The 18433-nt window shown below is 69.2% G+C and carries 13 protein-coding genes; 5 read left to right on the top strand and 8 right to left on the bottom strand.

Annotated features, from left to right (window positions below; all coding sequences use genetic code 11):
- The first annotated feature begins 190 nt into the window (after positions 1-190).
- Entirely contained in the window at positions 191-1150 is a 960-nt protein-coding gene (locus tag OHT76_RS08925) for an SMP-30/gluconolactonase/LRE family protein (protein ID WP_328870212.1), read from the top strand.
- A 45-nt stretch (positions 1151-1195) separates the two neighbouring features.
- On the opposite strand, the gene OHT76_RS08920 is transcribed toward OHT76_RS08925, so the two are convergent.
- The 6 genes from OHT76_RS08920 to OHT76_RS08895 all read right to left on the bottom strand — a co-directional run bounded on the left by OHT76_RS08920 (position 1196) and on the right by OHT76_RS08895 (position 8277).
- Positions 1196-2167 carry a PAC2 family protein gene (locus tag OHT76_RS08920; protein ID WP_328870211.1) on the bottom strand — a complete coding sequence of 324 codons (972 nt, stop codon included), beginning with the start codon at positions 2165-2167 and terminating at the stop codon, positions 1196-1198.
- Between the two features lie 142 nt (positions 2168-2309).
- Positions 2310-2981: a FadR/GntR family transcriptional regulator gene (locus OHT76_RS08915; RefSeq protein ID WP_328870210.1), complete on the bottom strand. Its 672-nt coding sequence runs from the start codon at positions 2979-2981 to the stop codon at positions 2310-2312.
- Positions 2982-3088: 107 nt separating this feature from the next.
- Positions 3089-4705, bottom strand: a complete 1617-nt coding sequence (locus OHT76_RS08910; RefSeq protein ID WP_328870209.1) for a glycerol-3-phosphate dehydrogenase/oxidase — start codon at positions 4703-4705, stop codon at positions 3089-3091.
- A 79-nt stretch (positions 4706-4784) separates the two neighbouring features.
- Positions 4785-6326, bottom strand: coding sequence for a glycerol kinase GlpK (glpK, locus tag OHT76_RS08905; protein WP_328870208.1), 1542 nt, complete (start codon positions 6324-6326; stop codon positions 4785-4787).
- 50 nt (positions 6327-6376) lie between these two features.
- Entirely contained in the window at positions 6377-7177 is an 801-nt protein-coding gene (locus tag OHT76_RS08900) for an MIP/aquaporin family protein (protein ID WP_328870207.1), read from the bottom strand.
- 335 nt (positions 7178-7512) lie between these two features.
- Positions 7513-8277, bottom strand: a complete 765-nt coding sequence (locus tag OHT76_RS08895) for an IclR family transcriptional regulator (protein WP_328870206.1) — start codon at positions 8275-8277, stop codon at positions 7513-7515.
- 321 nt (positions 8278-8598) lie between these two features.
- Here OHT76_RS08895 and metH point away from each other — a divergent pair, with 321 nt between their 5' ends.
- The 4 genes from metH (at position 8599) to OHT76_RS08875 (ending at position 16658) form a co-directional block, all read left to right on the top strand.
- Positions 8599-12114, top strand: coding sequence for a methionine synthase (gene metH, locus OHT76_RS08890; protein WP_328870205.1), 3516 nt, complete (start codon positions 8599-8601; stop codon positions 12112-12114).
- A gap of 162 nt (positions 12115-12276) precedes the next feature.
- A complete protein-coding gene (locus OHT76_RS08885) occupies positions 12277-12978 on the top strand; it encodes an HAD family hydrolase (protein WP_328870204.1) in 702 nt (233 codons plus the stop codon).
- Positions 12979-13397: 419 nt separating this feature from the next.
- Positions 13398-15002, top strand: coding sequence for an ABC transporter substrate-binding protein (locus OHT76_RS08880; protein ID WP_328870203.1), 1605 nt, complete (start codon positions 13398-13400; stop codon positions 15000-15002).
- 69 nt (positions 15003-15071) lie between these two features.
- Positions 15072-16658 (top strand): ABC transporter substrate-binding protein, encoded by a 1587-nt coding sequence (locus OHT76_RS08875; protein ID WP_328870202.1) that lies wholly within the window; start codon positions 15072-15074, stop codon positions 16656-16658.
- Between the two features lie 67 nt (positions 16659-16725).
- On the opposite strand, the gene OHT76_RS08870 is transcribed toward OHT76_RS08875, so the two are convergent.
- Together OHT76_RS08870 and OHT76_RS08865 are read right to left on the bottom strand one after the other, a co-directional pair.
- On the bottom strand, positions 16726-17397 hold the full coding sequence (locus OHT76_RS08870; protein ID WP_062722719.1) for a response regulator: 672 nt from the start codon (positions 17395-17397) through the stop codon (positions 16726-16728).
- A 14-nt stretch (positions 17398-17411) separates the two neighbouring features.
- Positions 17412-18365, bottom strand: coding sequence for a RecB family exonuclease (locus OHT76_RS08865; RefSeq protein ID WP_328870201.1), 954 nt, complete (start codon positions 18363-18365; stop codon positions 17412-17414).
- Positions 18366-18433 lie beyond the last annotated feature (68 nt).

The raw sequence follows: 18433 nt of genomic DNA, 5'->3' as shown, positions 1-18433 counted from the left end.
ACAAGTTGAATTGGGAAACCTGTGCAATCCGGCCTGAAACAGGTGTCACGCCGTAATCCGGCCAGATGCTGTCGAGACGCTGTCGAACATCTGGCGGACGCTGTGGGGGACGCGGCGCATGTGATGGGGTGGAGCGGTAGTTGACCGCTGGACCGGCCAACTGCCGGTCCCCCTCGCGGAAGGGCTCCCCGTGGCTCCCACTCACGGTTCCTTCGCACATCACCTCACCCGCCGCAGACTGCTGACCGTCGGCGCGGTGGCGACCGGTGCCGCGCTCGTCGGCGCGCCCGCCCGGGCCGCCGCCGGGCCCACCGTCATCCCCCTGCCGAACGGCTTCCGTCCGGAGGGCATCACGATCGGCGGCGGACCGTACGCCTACCTCGGCTCCCTCGGCGACGGCTCCATCTACCGCGCCGATCTGCGCACCGGATCGGGCTCCATCGTCTCGGCCGGACCCGGCACGCCCTCGGTCGGGCTCAAACTCGACGACCGGGGACGCCTGTTCATCGCCGGACGCGGCCAGGGCGCCCGCGTCGTGGACGCCCGCAGCGGCGAGATCCTTGCCTCGTACGTCCTTTCCACCACCACCCCCACCTTCGCCAACGACGTGTTCCTGACCCCGCGCGCGGCCTGGTTCACCGACTCCTACCAGCCCGCCCTGTACGCCCTCCCGCTCGGCCGGCACGGTGAACTGCCGGGCGCGGACGAGGTCGTACGGATCACCCTCGGCGGCGCGTGGAGCCAGGTGCCCGGCGAGGTCGTCAACGCCAACGGCATCACCCGCACCCCGGACGGCTCGGCGCTGCTCGTGGTGCAGTCCGGGGTCGGCGCCCTGCACCGGGTCAACCCGCGCACCGGCGTCACCGAACTCGTCGACCTCGGCGACGCGGCACCGCTCACCAACGGCGACGGGCTGCTGCTGATCGGGCGGACGCTGTACGTCGTACAGAACCGGCAGAACGCCATCGACGTCTTCACGCTGGCCGCCGACGGACGCAGCGGTGTCTTCCGGCGCCGGATCACCGACCCCGCCTTCGACGTGCCGACGACGGTGGCCGCCTACAAGGGGCGGCTCTACCTGCCCAACGCGCGGTTCACCACGACGCCGACGCCCGAGACGACGTACGCCGTGATCTCCGTGCCGAAGTGACGGCCGAGGGCGGTGCGCACCGGCGCACCGCCCTCACTCACGGCCTCAGTCCTCCGACGACTCGTCGTCCTCGGGACCCGTCTTGGGCGGCTTCGGCGGGCGGGTGCGACCGCTGGGGTTGTCCCGCAGATAGGTGCCGTCACCGCTCTCGGTCGCGTGTCCGCCGGCCGACGGGCCGCCGTCCCGGCGCCGCAGATACCGCTCGAACTCGCGGGCAATCGCCTCGCCCGACGCCTCGGGAAGCTCCGCGGTGTCCCGGGCCTCCTCCAGCGACTGCACATACTCGGCGACCTCGCTGTCCTCGGCGGCCAGCTGGTCCACGCCCACCTGCCAGGCCCGCGCGTCCTCGGGGAGCTCGCCCAGCGGGATGCGCACGTCGATCAGATCCTCAAGCCGGTTCAGCAGGGCCAGCGTCGCCTTCGGGTTGGGCGGCTGCGACACATAGTGCGGTACTGCCGCCCAGAGGCTGACGGCCGGCACGCCCGCGTGCGTGCACGCCTCCTGAAGGACACCGACGATGCCCGTCGGGCCCTCGTACTTGGTCTCCTCGAGATCCATACGACGGGCCAGATCCGGGTCCGACGTGGTCCCGGAGATCGGGACCGGACGTGTGTGCGGGGTGTCGCCGAGCAGGGCGCCCAGGATGACCACCAGCTCCACGCCCAATTCATGCGCGAAGCCCAGCAACTCGTTGCAGAACGAGCGCCAGCGCATGGACGGCTCGATACCCCGGACGAGCACGAGATCACGCGGCTTGTCGCCGCCGACCCGGACCACCGACAACCTTGTCGTGGGCCAGGTGATCTTCCGTACGCCCGCGTCCATCCATACCGTGGGGCGGTTGACCTGGAAGTCGTAGTAGTCCTCGGCGTCCAGCGCCGCGAAGACCTCGCCCTTCCACTCCCTGTCGAGATGCGCGACCGCGGTGGAGGCGGCGTCGCCGGCATCGTTCCAGCCCTCGAACGCGGCCACCATGACCGGGTCGATCAGCTCGGGAACCCCCTCGAGCTCGATCACCCAGTGCCTCCTTCCGACGTGCCCTCGCCTGACGACCCAACCTTACGGCGTGCGACGGGGGCGCCCGCAGCCCCCTTGCACGGGGGAGTGAACGGATCACTGCCCCGATCGCCACCCGGGAACACCCCCCGTCCGGTGCTCCTCACAGCGTGGAGCGCAGCCACTGCTCCACGCTTGCGATGTGCACCGTCGCCCATGAGCGGGCCGCCTCCGCGTCCCGGTCGCGCAGGGCGCCGAGGATCGCGCGGTGCTCGTGCAGGGTGCGGCTGACCGCGTCCTCCTGGGTCAGCCCTCGCCAGATCCGGGCCCGGGTGGTGGGTCCCGACAGCCCGTCCAGCAGTGAGCACAGCACCGAGTTGCCGGAGGTCCGCACGATCGCCCGATGGAACTCCAGATCGCAGGCGACGAGTTCCTCCACCGAGGGTGACGGGCCGAGCTTGTCCAACTGTTCGGCCAGCTCGTCCAGTTGCCGCTCGCTGATCTGCGCCGCCGCCATCGCCGTGGCCGCCGGCTCCAGGATGCGCCGTACGGCCAGGAACTCCAGCACGGTGTCGTCGCGGTGGAAGTCGACGACGAAGCTCATGGCCTCCAGCAGCAGTTGGGGATCGAGGCTGGTCACATAGGTGCCGTCGCCCTGCCGTACGTCCAGGATCCGGATCAGCGACAGGGCGCGTACCGCCTCGCGCAGGGAGTTGCGGGACAGGCCCAGCTCGGCGGCGAGTTCGCTCTCCTTGGGGAGCCGGTCGCCGGGGCGCAGCGCACCGGAGACGATCATGCCCTTGATCTTCTCGATCGCCTCGTCGGTGACTGCCATACCGGCCTCCAGTGCGCTCAGACATCCGATGTCTCAGCACATTATGCGGGCATGCGAGAGGGGGCGGCTCCGTCGGCGGGGAGCCGCCCCCTCCCTCTTTGTGCGGCTTACTTCTTGTCGAGCAGGTCCTGCACCTTCGCCCGCACGTCGTCCGTGGCCAGGCCCCGGATCGTCAGCGTTGTACGGCGGCGCAGGACGTCGTCCGTCGTCTCGGCCCACTCGGTGTCGCGGGCGTAGACGACCTGGGCCCAGATCTCCGGGGCGTCGGGGTGGACGCGCTCGGCGAGCTCGGGGTTGTCGTTGGCCAGCCGCGCGATGTCGAAGGCCAGCGAACCGTAGTGCGTGGCCAGGTGCTTGGCGGTGTCGGCGCCCATGCGCGGGCCCGGCGCCGGACGGTCCACCAGGAGGCGGTGCGCCACCGCGCGCGGGTTGGCGACTCCGGGCAGCGGGAGCTTCTTCGGCAGCGAGCTGATCGGCTCGAAGTCGTCGCCCAGCGGGTGGCCCGGCAGCGCCTCCAGCTTCTTCATGATCGTACGGCCGATGTGCCGGAAGGTCGTCCACTTGCCGCCCGCGACCGACAGCATGCCGGCACGGCCCTCGGTGACGACGGTCTCGCGCTTGGCCTTCGCGGTGTCACCGGGACCGCCCGGCAGCACCCGCAGACCCGCGAAGGAGTATGTGATCAGATCCCGGGACAGCTGCTGGTCGCGGATGGAGAACGCGGCCTCGTCCAGGATCTGGGCTATGTCCTTCTCGGTGACGGACACATCCGCCGGGTCGCCCTCGAACTCCTCGTCCGTGGTGCCGAGCAGGAGCATGTCCTCCCACGGCAGGGCGAAGGTGATGCGGTACTTGTCGATCGGGGTGGCGAGCGCGGCCTTCCAGGGAGAGGTCCGCTTCAGGACCAGATGCGCGCCCTTCGACAGGCGGATCGACGGCGCGGCATTGGGGTCCTCCATCTTGCGCAGGTGGTCCACCCAGGGACCGGTGGCGTTCAGCACCAGACGGGCGTTCACCCCGAACTCGTCGCCGGTCGTACGGTCCTTGAGATCCGCGCCCGTCACCCGGCCCTGGGTGAAGCGCAGGCCGGTGACCTCGGCGTGGTTGAGGACGACCGCGCCCGACTCGACGGCCGCGCGGACCGTCATCAGCGCCATCCGGGCGTCGTTCATCTGGTCGTCGCCGTACACGGCCACGGCCTTGAGGTTGTCGGTGCGCAGCTCGGGCACGTCCTGCGCCGCCTTGGCGGGGGACAGGAGGTGGCCGACGCCGTCACCGAACGCGGAGAGCGCGGAGTAGGCGAAGACGCCCGCGCCGAGCTTCGCCGCGCCGTGCGGCCCGCCCTTGTACACGGGGAGGTAGAAGGTGAGCGGGTTCGCCAGGTGGGGGGCCACCTGGCGGGAGACCGCACGGCGCTCGAAGTGGTTCTCCGCCACCAGCTTCACCGCGCCGGTCTGCAGATAGCGCAGACCGCCGTGGAGAAGCTTGGAGGAGGCGGAGGAGGTGGCGCCGGCGAAGTCGCCGGCGTCGACCAGTGCCACCCTGAGGCCGGACTGCGCGGCGTGCCAGGCGGTGGAGATGCCCAGGATGCCGCCGCCGATCACGAGAAGGTCGTACGACGCCTTGGAGAGCTGCTCCCGGGTCTCGGCGCGGCTCGGGTTCGAGCCGGAGGCCGGGCGCGTCCCGAGGGCAGGCACGGACTGCAGGGTGGACTGACTGGTCATTTCTGGTTCTTACTCCTCATCAGAGCGTGCGGCAGAGCTCGCCGGGGAGCCCGCTGCCGAGCTCCCCGCGGGCTCCGGTTCAGCTTTCGTCGTCGTCGATCCAGCCCATGGTCCGGTCGACGGCCTTGAGCCAGTTCTTGTACTCGCGGTCGCGGGTCTCCGCGTCCATGTGGGGGGTCCACTCGGCGGCCCGGCGCCAGTTGGCGCGCAGTTCGTCGGTGCTGGACCAGAAGCCGACGGCGAGGCCGGCGGCGTAGGCGGCGCCGAGGCAGGTGGTCTCGGCGACCATCGGGCGCACCACCGGTGCGTCCAGGACGTCCGAGAGCGTCTGCATCAGCAGGTTGTTGGAGGTCATACCGCCGTCGACCTTGAGGGTCACGAGCTCGTCGCCCGAGTCCTTGACCATGGCGTCGGCGATCTCACGCGTCTGCCAGGCGGTGGCCTCCAGGACGGCACGGGCGAGGTGCGCCTTGGTGACGTACCGGGTCAGACCGGCGATCACACCGCGGGCGTCGGAGCGCCAGTGCGGGGCGAACAGGCCGGAGAAGGCCGGCACGAAGTAGGCGCCGCCGTTGTCCTCGACCGAGAGCGCGAGCGTCTCGATCTCGGCCGCGGTGGAGATCAGGCCCATCTGGTCGCGCATCCACTGCACCAGGGAGCCGGTGACGGCGATCGAGCCCTCCAGCGCGTAGACCGTCGGCTGGTCGCCGATCTTGTAGCCGACGGTGGTCAGCAGGCCCGCGTAGGAGTTGATGATCTTGTCGCCGGTGTTCATCACCATGAAGGTGCCGGTGCCGTAGGTGGACTTGGTCTCGCCCTCGGAGAAGCAGGTCTGGCCGAACAGGGCCGCCTGCTGGTCACCGAGCGCGGAGGCGACCGGGATCCCGCCGAGCAGCTCGCCCAGCTTGCCGCCGGTGACCTCGCCGTAGACCTCGGCGGAGGAGCGGATCTCCGGGAGGATCGCCAGCGGGACGCCGATGGACTCGGCGATCTTGTCGTCCCACTCCATGGTGTGGAGGTTCATCAGCATGGTGCGGGAGGCGTTGGTGACGTCGGTGACGTGCTTGCCGCCGTTGACACCGCCGGTCAGGTTCCAGATGACCCAGCTGTCCATGGTGCCGAAGAGGATGTCGCCGGCCTCGGCGCGCTCCCGCAGGCCCTCGACATTGTCGAGCAGCCAGCGGGCCTTCGGACCGGAGAAGTAGGACGCGAGCGGCAGGCCCGTCTCACGGCGGAAACGGTCCTGGCCGACATTGCGGCCGAGCTCCTTGCAGAGCGAGTCGGTGCGGGTGTCCTGCCAGACGAGGGCGTTGTGGACGGGCTCACCGGTGTTCTTGTCCCACAGCACGGTGGTCTCGCGCTGGTTGGTGATGCCGATGGCCTTGATGTCGTCGCTCGTGATGCCGGCCTTCTGGATGGCTCCGGCGACGACTTCCTGGACGTTGGTCCAGATCTCGTTGGCGTTGTGCTCGACCCAGCCCGGCTTCGGGAAGATCTGCTCGTGCTCCTTCTGGTCGACGGAGACGATACGGCCGTCGCGGTCGAAGACGATGCAGCGGGAGGAGGTGGTGCCCTGGTCGATCGCGGCGATGAAGGGGCCTGCGGTGTGGGCGTCGGTCACTGTGTGCTCCTGAAGGTTCCGAGAGTTAAGGGGACGTGTCTACCCGAGCTCTAAACGAAAGCAACGTTGTAGATGCCTGCAGCGATCGCCGCGCCGAGCAGCGGGCCGACCACCGGGACCCAGGCGTAGCCCCAGTCGGAACCGCCCTTGTTGGGCAGGGGCAGCAGGGCGTGCACGATTCTCGGGCCGAGGTCACGGGCCGGGTTGATCGCGTAACCGGTCGGACCACCGAGGGACAGACCGATGCCGACCACCACGAGCGCGGTGATGAGCCCGCCCAGGATGCCGAGGCCGTCGCCGGCCGCGTTCAGGCCCTGCGTGAGGACCGCGAGTACCAGCACGAACGTGCCGATGACCTCCGTGGCCACGTTCTGCCAGGCGATCCGGATCTCCGGACCGGTGGAGAAGACGCCGAGGACCGGGCCCGCGCCCTCTTCCTGGGCCTCGACCGCCTTGGCGGAGGTGGCCTGGGCACCCGGACCGCCGACGATCTCCTTGTCGGTCAGGTGGGCGTGGAACTGGCCGTAGTAGGCGACCCAGACCAGAGCCGCGCCGATCATGGCGCCGAGGAGCTGTCCGCCCATGTAGGTGGGGACGTCACTCCACGGGATGCCGTCGTCCTTGATCGCGAGCGCGAGGGTCACGGCCGGGTTCAGGTGGGCGCCGGACAGCGGCGCGGAGGTGTACACCGCCGTGAGCACTGCGAAGCCCCACCCGAAGGTGATGGCGAGCCAGCCGGCGTTACGGGCCTTGGAGGCCTTCAGTACGACGGCGGCGACCACGCCGCCACCGAGCAGGATGAGTATGGCGGTACCGATGGTCTCGCCGATGAAGATGTCGGAGCTGGACACCCGCGACTCCTTTGTCCTTCGTCCAGGGGAAGCCGAACCCCGGGTCCCACCGGTGGTTCGCGCCCTCGGGGGTGAGAGCTGTACCGGCCCTTGGCGTCGTCACACTCTAGCGTGTATTGCCGGTAGGTGTTCGACAATGCCGACCGATGGACGGGAGTCTTGCTCCGGCGTTACGCACGAGTCAAGGGTTCTGTTATCGAAAGCACGATCGTTATTGATCGTAATGAGCTATCTATATGCGGCGGGAAGTTGACGCGAACATCCCCATTTGTCCGTATCAGGATATGGCGAAGTCCGGAACGCCGTACGGCGCTCCGGTGATCGTCAGCCTGTTGTCAGAAGCGCCCGGCGCCCAGATCCCGCGACACCGCGCGGGCACAGTCCCGTACCGCGGCGATCACTTCGGGGCGTACCTCGCCGTCCTGGCACAGCCGCTCCACGGCGCCCGTGATGCCGACCGCGCCGACCGGCATCCGCCGCCGGTCGTGGATGGGGGCGGCCAGGGAGGCGACGCCCTCCCAGGTCTCCTCGACGTCGGCGGCGTAGCCACGCGCGCGTGTGGTGTCGAGGAGGTTCTCGAACGCGTCCAGATCGCACACGGTGCGGTCGGTGAAGGCCTTGCGGTCGGCCTCCAGCGCCTCGCTGTGCGCGACCGGGTCGTACGCCGACAGCACCTTGCCCAGAGCCGTGGAGTGCAGCGGCTGCATGGCCCCGATCTCCAGTACCTGCCGGCTGTCGTCGGGCCGGAAGACGTGGTGCACGATCAGCACGCCCTGCTGGTGCAGAACGCCCAGATAGACGCTCTCGCCGCTGGAGCGGGCCAGATCGTCGGTCCACACCAGGGCGCGCGCCCGCAGCTCGTGCACGTCCAGATAGGTCGTGCCCAGGCGCAGCAGCTCCGCGCCCAGCTGGTAGCGCCCGGAGGCCTCGTCCTGCTCGACGAACCCCTCCTGCTGGAGGGTGCGCAGGATGCCGTGTGCGGTGCCCTTGGCGAGCCCCAGCGAGGAGGCGATGTCCGACAGGCCGAGCCGACGCTCGCCGCCCGCGAGCAGCCGCAGCATCGCGGCCGCCCGTTCGAGCGACTGGATGTTCCGTGCCATCGCCGTCCTGCCCTCCGTCCCCTTCGACCGCCGACCTCGACGATGTCGCTGCCGTTTGTTGGCAGCCGCCCCTGTTCGGCAGAACCGCCGTTGTTCGGCAATGTCGAACACTACCGGTCCATGCCGACCAACCGCCAATGGTCCGCAGCGATCTGTTGCGTCACTCGTATCGCGTACGCGACCCGCCCGTCGTCCTCGTCCGTCCCGTGGACGCCCTGACCATCAGGTCCCGGTCCCGCCTATGCTGGCGGCGTGCGCCCACCGCGGAACCGACCGCAAGGGCGCAAAGCCGACAGCCGTCGCACCTCAGGGAGCCCTTTCATGGCCTCGTTGCCACAGACCCCTTCCGCCGACAGCCGGACCCGTGTGTCCGCGCTCCGCGAGGCACTCGCCACCCGAGTGGTGGTAGCCGACGGAGCCATGGGCACCATGCTCCAGGCCCAGGACCCCACTCTTGAGGACTTCGAGAACCTCGAGGGCTGCAACGAGATCCTGAACCTGACCCGGCCCGACATCGTCCGCTCCGTCCACGACGCGTACTTCGCGGTGGGCGTCGACTGCGTCGAGACCAACACCTTCGGTGCCAACCACACGGCGGCGGCGGAGTACGAGATCGCCGAGCGCGTGCACGAGCTGTCCGAGGCGGGCGCCCGTATCGCCCGCGAGGTGGCCGACGAGTACGCCGCCCGGGACGGCCGTACCCGCTGGGTGCTGGGCTCGGTCGGCCCCGGCACCAAGCTGCCGACCCTCGGCCACGTCGGCTACAGCACGATCCGCGACGGCTACCAGGCGAACGCCGAAGGCCTGCTGGCCGGCGGCGCCGACGCCCTGATCGTGGAGACCACCCAGGACCTGCTCCAGACCAAGGCCTCCGTGCTGGGCGCCCGGCGCGCCATGGAGGCGACCGGCGCCGAGGTGCCCCTGCTGGTCTCCATGGCCTTCGAGACCACCGGCACCATGCTGCTCGGCTCCGAGATCGGCGCCGCGCTCACCGCGCTGGAGCCGCTCGGCATCGACATGATCGGCCTGAACTGCTCCACCGGCCCCGCCGAGATGAGCGAGCACCTGCGCTACCTCACCCGGCACTCCCGCATCCCGCTGCTGTGCATGCCGAACGCCGGCCTGCCGATCCTCACCAAGGACGGCGCCCACTTCCCGCTCGGCCCCGAGGGCCTGGCGGACGCCCAGGAGAACTTCGTCCTGGACTACGGCCTCAGCCTGATCGGCGGCTGCTGCGGCACCACGCCCGAGCATCTGCGCCAGGTCGTCGAGCGCGCCCGCACCCTCACCCCGGGCGAGCGCGACCCGCGCCCCGAGCCGGGCGCCGCCTCGCTCTACCAGACGGTCCCGTTCCGTCAGGACACCGCCTACCTCGCGATCGGCGAGCGGACGAACGCCAACGGCTCCAAGAAGTTCCGCGAGGCCATGCTGGACGCCCGCTGGGACGACTGCGTGGAGATGGCCCGCGAGCAGATCCGCGAGGGCGCGCACATGCTCGACCTGTGCGTGGACTACGTCGGCCGGGACGGCGTCGCCGACATGGAGGAGCTGGCCGGACGCTTCGCCACCGCCTCCACCCTGCCGATCGTCCTGGACTCCACCGAGGTCGACGTCATCCAGGCAGGCCTGGAGAAGCTCGGCGGCCGCGCGGTCATCAACTCCGTCAACTACGAGGACGGCGACGGCCCCGAGTCCCGCTTCGCCAAGGTCACCCAGCTCGCCCGCGAGCACGGCGCCGCGCTGATCGCGCTGACCATCGACGAGGAGGGCCAGGCCCGCACCCCCGAGAAGAAGGTCGAGATCGCCGAGCGGCTGATCGACGACCTGACCGGCAACTGGGGCATCCACGAGTCCGACATCCTCATCGACACCCTGACCTTCACCATCTGCACCGGCCAGGAGGAGTCCCGGGGAGACGGCATCGCCACCATCGAGGCGATCCGCCGGCTCAAGCGTCGCCACCCGGACGTACAGACCACGCTGGGTCTGTCGAACATCTCCTTCGGCCTGAACCCGGCCGCCCGCGTCCTGCTCAACTCCGTCTTCCTCGACGAGTGCGTCAAGGCAGGCCTGGACTCGGCGATCGTGCACGCGTCGAAGATCCTGCCGATCGCCCGGTTCACCGAGGAGGAGGTGCAGACGGCCCTCGACCTGATCTACGACCGTCGCGCCGAGGGCTACGACCCGCTCCAGAAGTTGATGGCCCTGTTCGAGGGCGCCACCACCAAGTCCCTCAAGGCGGGCCGGGCCGAGGAACTGGCCGCGCTGCCGCTGGAGGAGCGCCTCAAGCGCCGCATCATCGACGGCGAGAAGAACGGCCTGGAGGCCGACCTCGACGAGGCCCTGCAGACCCGCAAGGCCCTCGACATCGTCAACGAGACCCTGCTGGACGGCATGAAGGTCGTCGGCGAGCTCTTCGGCTCCGGCCAGATGCAGCTGCCCTTCGTGCTCCAGTCCGCCGAGGTCATGAAGGCCGCGGTCGCCCATCTCGAACCGCACATGGAGAAGTCCGACGCCGAGGGCAAGGGCACCATCGTGCTGGCCACCGTCCGCGGCGACGTGCACGACATCGGCAAGAACCTCGTCGACATCATCCTGTCCAACAACGGCTACAACGTCGTCAACCTCGGCATCAAGCAGCCGGTCTCCGCGATCCTGGAAGCCGCCGAGGAGCACAAGGCCGATGTCATCGGCATGTCCGGGCTCCTGGTCAAGTCCACGGTGATCATGAAGGAGAACCTGGAGGAGCTCAACTCCCGTGGCATGGCGGCGGATTACCCCGTCATCCTCGGCGGCGCCGCGCTGACCAGGGCGTACGTCGAGCAGGATCTGCACGAGCTGTACGAGGGCGAAGTCCGTTACGCCCGCGACGCGTTCGAGGGACTGCGCCTGATGGACGCCCTCATCGGCGTCAAGCGGGGCGTGCCCGGCGCGAAGCTGCCCGAGCTCAAGCAGCGCCGGGTCAGGGCCACCGCCCAGACGGCGGTCGAGGAACGCCCGGAAGAGGGGCACGTCCGCTCCGACGTCGCCACCGACAACCCCGTGCCCACCCCGCCCTTCTGGGACACCCGGGTCATCAAGGGCATCCAGCTCAAGGAGTACGCGTCCTGGCTGGACGAGGGCGCGCTGTTCAAGGGGCAGTGGGGCCTCAAGCAGGCCCGCACCGGTGACGGGCCCACCTACGAGGAGCTCGTCGAGACCGAGGGCCAGCCGCGGCTGCGCGGCCTGCTGGACAAGCTCCAGACCGAGAACCTCCTCGAAGCGGCCGTCGTCTACGGCTACTTCCCGTGCGTGTCCAAGGACGACGACCTGATCATCCTGGACGACCAGGGCAATGAGCGCACCCGCTTCACCTTCCCCCGCCAGCGCCGCGGCCGCCGGCTGTGCCTGGCCGACTTCTTCCGCCCGGAGGAATCGGGGGAGACGGACGTCGTCGGCCTCCAGGTCGTCACCGTCGGCTCCCGCATCGGCGAGGAGACGGCGAAGCTCTTCGAGTCCAACTCCTACCGTGACTACCTCGAACTGCACGGTCTGTCCGTGCAGTTGGCCGAGGCCCTCGCCGAGTACTGGCACGCGCGCGTCCGTTCCGAGCTGGGCTTCGCGGGCGAGGACCCGAACGACATCGAGGACATGTTCGCCCTGAAGTACCGCGGCGCCCGCTTCTCGCTGGGCTACGGCGCCTGCCCCGACCTGGAGGACCGCGCCAAGATCGCCGAACTGCTCCAGCCGGAGCGCATCGGCGTGCGCCTGTCCGAGGAGTTCCAGCTGCACCCCGAGCAGTCCACGGACGCCATCGTGATCCACCACCCCGAGGCGAAGTACTTCAACGCACGCTGAAGCGCAGGTCGCACCGCCCCTCGACCGGAACTCCGGTGTGCCCCGGGCCACGTCGTTTAAACCAGGAAATGCATCGCCGCACGACGTACACTTGTCGGCCCACCGCAGGCCGGTTCCCCCCGTGGGAACCGGCCTGATCGTCCCTCAAGGAGGTGCGCCCGGATGACCAGCACGGTCCCCGCGCCAGTAACCCGAACGGCAGAAGGCTCAGCCCTGCAGGCCGTACTCCTCGACATGGACGGCACCCTCGTGGACACCGAGGGGTTCTGGTGGGACGTCGAGGTCGAGATCTTCGCCGGCCTCGGCCATGTCCTCGACGACTCCTGGCGCCATGTCGTGGTCGGCGGTCCCATGAGCCGCAGCGCGGGGTTCCTGATCGAGGCCACCGGCGCCGACATCACCCTCGCCGAACTCACCGTGCTCCTCAACCAGGGGTTCGAAGAGCGCATCACACGCGCTCTGCCGCTGATGCCGGGCGCCGCCCGGCTGCTGGCCGAACTGGCCGCGCACGAGATCCCCACGGCCCTGGTTTCCGCCTCGCACCGGCGCATCATCGACCGTGTCCTCACCTCGCTCGGCCCCCAGCACTTCGCGCTGACGGTGGCCGGTGACGAGGTGCCGCGTACCAAGCCGCACCCCGACCCGTATCTGACCGCCGCGGCCGGACTCGGAGTGGATCCGGCCAGATGCGCGGTCGTCGAGGACACCGCGACCGGTGTCGCGGCGGCGGAGGCGGCCGGCTGCCAGGTGGTCGTGGTGCCCTCGGTCGCCACCATCTCCCCGGCCCACCGGCGTACCGTCGTCGGCTCGCTCGAAGAGGTGGACCTGGCATTTCTGCGCGGTCTGATGACGGAAATGCGCTAGCCGTTCACCGAGCGTGCAACCGCGATACAAGGAAATTCCAACGGGGCCGGAAGCAGGGAATTCGCACCGGCGGATGGCCGAATTCCACTACCGTCGTGCCATCTTGCGGGTGTGACGTTCGCCACCCCGTGCGGTCTCGACAGACTGCACATCGCGTGCTGTTCACCCCCTTTCGGGCGGCATCGGCGTGCCCTTGTGTCCCGATTGGGGGGATGCTGCACTAATCCTTCCACTGTCGGTTTTTCGGTGCGTCCACACCCGGTTTCGCTGCGTGATGGGGCCTCAACTCCACTGGCAGCGAGGCGTCCTCGGGACGCCGACTAATCTCGTCGCGAGAACATCGCCCTAACCCCCGTGATCCGCCGCGACACCCCTGCATGCCGGGTACACGGACGTAACAGCTCTGGAGAAACTCGAGCATGAACCGCAAGACTTTGGTGCTGCCGGCCGTCATCGGTCTGCTCGCGCCGGTCCTCGCCGCCTGCGGCGGATCGGACAGCGGCAGCGACGGCGGGGACGCGATCGTCGTCGGTACCACGGACGAGTTCACCGCCACGAGCGAGGCACCCGCGCCGCTGGACCCGGCGTACGCCTACGACGTCGGCACCTGGAACATCCTCCGCCAGACCGTCCAGACGCTGATGATCCAGCCGCGCGGCGAGGGCGAGCCGGTGCCCGACGCGGCCGAGCGCTGCGGCTTCACCGACACCGGCAACGAGCGCTACGCCTGCACCCTGCGCGAGGGCCTGAAGTTCGCCAACGGCGACACGGTCACCGCGGCCGATGTGAAGTACTCCATCGAGCGCGCCCTCAAGCTCAAGGCGGACAGCGGGGTCTCCGCGCTGCTGTCCACCGTCGACACCGTCGAGACCCAGGGCGAGCGCGAGGTCATCTTCCATCTGAACACCGCCGACGCCACCTTCCCGTACAAGCTGTCCACGCCGGTCGCGGGCATCGTCAACCCGGACGACTACGAAGCCGGCAAGCTCCGTGACGGCTTCCAGGTCGACGGCTCGGGGCCGTACACCTTCAAGGGCGAGGAGAAGGACGGCAAGCTCGTCAAGGCCGTGTTCACCAAGAACTCCTCCTACCAGGGCGCTCTGGAGGTGAACAACGAGCAGGTCGAGCTGCGCTCCTTCGCCGACGCCGACGCCATGAGCAGCGCCATCGAGCAGGGCGACATCCACCTCATGAGCCGCACCATGTCGCCCGAGCAGATTCAGCGGCTCTCCACGGCCTCCGACACCGAGGTCGACCTCGTCGAGATGTCCGGCCTGGAGATCCGCTACCTCGCCTTCAACACCGACGCCCCGGCCGTCGAGAGCAAGGCCGTCCGCCAGGCGATGGCCCAGGTCATCAACCGCGGCGAACTGGTCAGCAAGGTGTACGGCACCCAGGCCGAGCCGCTGTACTCGCTGGTCCCGGCCAGCCTCACCGGCCACTCCAACGCGTTCTTCAACAAGTACGGCGAGCCCAGCACCGCCAAGGCCAAGGCGCTGCTGACCAAGGCGAACGTCAGCACCCCGGTGTCGCTGACCCTGCACTACACCACCGACCACTACGGCGCGGCCACCGAGAAGGAGTTCGAGCTGCTGAAGGAACAGCTCAACTCCAGCGGCCTGTTCGACGTCAAGATCGAGGGCACCCCCTGGGAGACCTTCCGTCCCGCCGAGCAGAAGGGCGAGTACGAGGTCTACGGCATGGGCTGGTTCCCGGACTTCCCGGACGCCGACAACTACATCGCGCCGTTCCTCGACAAGGACAACTTCCTCGGCTCGCCGTACGCGAACAGCGAGATCCGCAACTCCCTGATCCCGGAGTCCCGTCGGGAGGCCGACCGGCAGTCCGCGGTCGGCAGTCTGACGGACATCCAGGACATCGTGGCCGAGGACGTCCCCGTGATCCCGCTGTGGCAGGGCAAGCAGTACGTCGCCGCGCGCGACGACGTCACGGGTACCGCGTACGCGCTCAACTCGTCCTCCACCCTTCAGTTGTGGGAGCTCGGCCGTGGCGTGAGCGGCTGACGTCTCCCGTGCCCGGGGCGCCGGGACGGCGGCCCCGCGATTTCCGACACGACGACAAGGCACCTGCACGTGAACATGCGCAACCAGTGGCCGGTCCTGCCCGTGATGGCAGGGCTGGCCTCCGGCCTGCTGACCGGCTGCGGCACGGAGACCGGCGACTCCGCGAGCGACAGCTCCTCCGTGGTGATGGGGATGTCCGACGACGTCCTCGCCACCGACCCGGCGTCCGGCTACGACCCGGGCTCGTGGCTGCTGTTCAACAACGTCTTCCAGTCCCTGCTCAGTTTCCCCAAGGGCGGCACCGACCCCGAGCCGGACGCCGCCGAGTCCTGTGCGTTCACGGACACCTCCACCAAGGTGTACAAGTGCACCCTGAAGGACGGACTGAAGTTCAGCAACGGTGACTCGCTCACCTCGGAGGACGTCAAGTTCTCCTTCGACCGCATGCTGAAGATCAACGACGACGCCGGTCCGGCGATCATGTTCCCGATGCTCGACAAGGTCGAGGCCCCGGACGAGAAGACGGTCGTCTTCCGGCTGAACACCGCGGACGCCACCTTCCCGAGCAAGATCGCCTCCGGCGCCGGCTCCATCGTCGACCACCGCCAGTACGACGCGGAGGGACTGCGCGAGGACGGCGAGGCCGTCGGCTCCGGCCCCTACAAGCTGGACTCCTTCAGCGACGACGAGGCCGTCTTCTCCGTCAACGAGCACTACAAGGGCACCGCCCAGGTCAAGAACTCCGGCGTGACCATGAAGTTCTTCCACGGCGACCGCACCGCCCTGAAGACCGCGCTGCGCGACGAGCAGATCGACATCGCCTACCGAGGTCTCAGCGCCGCCGACATCGCCGAGATCGAGAAGGCCGACGACAGCTCCAGCTCCGGCGCGGAGGTCGTCGACGGCACCGGTGCCGAGGTCCAGCACCTCGTCTTCAACATGGACGACCCGGTGGCCGGAAAGCTCGGGGTCCGCAAGGCCATGGCCTATCTGCTCGACCGCGACGCCCTCATCGCGGACGTCTACCAGGGCACCGCCTCCCCGCTGTACTCGATCATCCCGGCGGGCATCGGCGGCCACAACACCGCCTTCTTCGACACCTACGGTGCCCGCCCCTCCAAGGCCAAGGCCGAGGCGGCGCTGCAGGCCGACGGCATCACCGACAAGGTGAAGCTGACGCTCTGGTCGACCCCGTCACGCTACGGCCCGGCCACCGACCAGGAGCTGAAGGCGATCGCCGGGCAGCTCAACGCCAGCGGCTTGTTCGACGCCGATGTGAAGTCCGTCGAGTACGACCAGTACGAGCAGGACATCGCCGCCGGCAAGTACGGCGTGTACGTGAAGGGCTGGATCCCGGACTACCCGGACGCCGACAACTTCACCTCGCCCTTCTTCGGCGAGGGCAATGTGCTGGACAACAACTACAGCAACGACTCCATCACCGGCACGCTGATCCCGCGCACGGCCGCCCAGAGCGACCGCACCGCGACGGACGACGACTACGGCCGGCTCCAGGACATCGTGGCCGAGGAGCTCCCCATCCTGCCCATCTGGCAGGCCAAGCAGTACGCGGTCGTCCACGACGGCGTGTACGGCCTGGAGTACTGCCTCGACGCCTCCACGGTGTTCCGGTTCTGGGAGCTCAGCAAGGGCTGAGCCGACGCACAACGCGACAGGGCGCCCGCTTCCTTCTCCGGAAGCGGGCGCCCTGTCACTTGGATCCTTACTGCGCGCCGGGGCGCACCAGTCCGCTCTCGTAGGCGTACACCGCGGCCTGCACACGGTCGCGCAGCCCCAACTTGGTGAGAACGTGCCCGACATGCGTCTTCACGGTGGTCTCGCTGACGAACAGGTCGGCGGCGATCTCGGCGTTGGACAGTCCGCGCGCCACCAGCTTCAGCACCTCCACCTCGCGGTCGGTGAGGGTGTGCAGGGTGTCCGGGACGGGCTCGTCGCCGGACGGCAGATGCGTGGCGTACTTGTCGAGCAGCCGGCGCGTGATGCTGGGCGCCAGCATCGCCTCACCGGCGGCCACCACACGAATGGCCTGAACCAGCTCATTGGCGGGGGCGTCCTTCAGCAGGAAGCCGCTGGCCCCCGCCTTCAGCGCCTCCACCACGTACTCGTCGAGGTCGAAGGTGGTCAGCACGAGCACCTTCGCCGGGCCGTCCCGCCCCGGCCCGGTGATCTGCCGGGTCGCCTCCACGCCGTCCATCCGCGGCATGCGGATGTCCATCAGAACCACATCGGGCTGCAGGGCCCGCACCTGGTCGAGTGCCTGGAGGCCGTCTCCGGCCTCGCCCACGACCGCAATGTCCTGCTCCGCTTCCAGGATCATCCGGAAGCCGGTACGCAGCAGCGGCTGGTCGTCGACCAGTAGGACGCGGATGGCCACGTGTGTCTCCTTCGCTAGTCCGGCCCCATTCTGCCCTGCGCACCCTCGACCGACTCCGGCGCCCTGACCGGCAGCGGATAGGGCGGGGGAGTGCCGCCGAATTCCGGGCAGTGCTCCTGGTGGTCGCACCAGCCGCACAGCTTGGTGGGCCTGGGCCGCCAGTCGCCCGTCTCGGTCGCCGTGCGGATCGCCTCCCACAGCGCCAGCAACTTGCGCTCGACCCGCTCCAGATCGGCGAGCACGGGGTCGTACGTCAGGACGTCGCCGCTGCCGAGGTAGACCAGCTGGAGCCGGCGCGGCACGACGTTCTTCAGCCGCCAGACCACCAGGGCGTAGAACTTCATCTGGAACAGCGCGCCCTCGGCGTACTCGGGGCGGGGCGCCTTGCCCGTCTTGTAGTCGACGATCCGCACCTCGCCGGTCGGCGCGACGTCGACCCGGTCGATGATCCCGCGCAGCCGCAGCCCCGAATCCAGCTCGGCCTCGACGAACAGCTCGCGCTCGGCGGGCTCGAGACGGGTCGGATCCTCCAGCGAGAACCACCGCTCGACGAGTTGCTCGGCCTCACCGAGCCACTGCGCGAGCCGCTCGCCCTCCGGATCCTCGGCGAACAGCTCCTGGATCTCCGGCCGGGACTCACGCAGCCGGTCCCACTGGCCCGGGATCAGCGACTTGGCGCGAGGCGCGGTCCGCTCGGCGGCCGGGGCATCGAAGAGCCGCTCCAGCACGGCGTGCACCAGGGTGCCCCGGGTCGCCGCCTCACTGGGCTTCTCCGGCAGCCGGTCGATCACCCGGAACCGGTACAGCAACGGGCACTGCATGAAGTCACCCGCACGCGAGGGGGACAGCGAGGCAGGCGCTATGGCGATGGGCACGGCCCGCTCCACCGCCGCCACGCCCTGTGCCTGCGCCGTCGTCGTGGCCTCGCCCGCCACCGACGGCTCCACGTCCTCCGTGCTCGTCTCCATGCCCACAGACCTTACGGCCCACCACTGACAGTCACCCCGCCGACGTCGGGCAAACACAGGGGGTGCCG

The organism is Streptomyces sp. NBC_00287, from assembly GCF_036173105.1.
GTDB lineage: Bacteria > Actinomycetota > Actinomycetes > Streptomycetales > Streptomycetaceae > Streptomyces.
This window is presented reverse-complemented; position numbering and strand designations above follow the sequence as displayed.

Coding starts and splice junctions, on each gene's coding strand:
- OHT76_RS08910 (WP_328870209.1), bottom strand. CDS start 4,705: ATGACCAGTCAGTCCACCCTGCAGTCCGTGCCTGCCCTCGGGACGCGC.
- metH (WP_328870205.1), top strand. CDS start 8,599: ATGGCCTCGTTGCCACAGACCCCTTCCGCCGACAGCCGGACCCGTGTG.
- OHT76_RS08915 (WP_328870210.1), bottom strand. CDS start 2,981: ATGGCAGTCACCGACGAGGCGATCGAGAAGATCAAGGGCATGATCGTC.
- OHT76_RS08895 (WP_328870206.1), bottom strand. CDS start 8,277: ATGGCACGGAACATCCAGTCGCTCGAACGGGCGGCCGCGATGCTGCGG.
- OHT76_RS08885 (WP_328870204.1), top strand. CDS start 12,277: ATGACCAGCACGGTCCCCGCGCCAGTAACCCGAACGGCAGAAGGCTCA.
- OHT76_RS08865 (WP_328870201.1), bottom strand. CDS start 18,365: ATGGAGACGAGCACGGAGGACGTGGAGCCGTCGGTGGCGGGCGAGGCC.
- OHT76_RS08880 (WP_328870203.1), top strand. CDS start 13,398: ATGAACCGCAAGACTTTGGTGCTGCCGGCCGTCATCGGTCTGCTCGCG.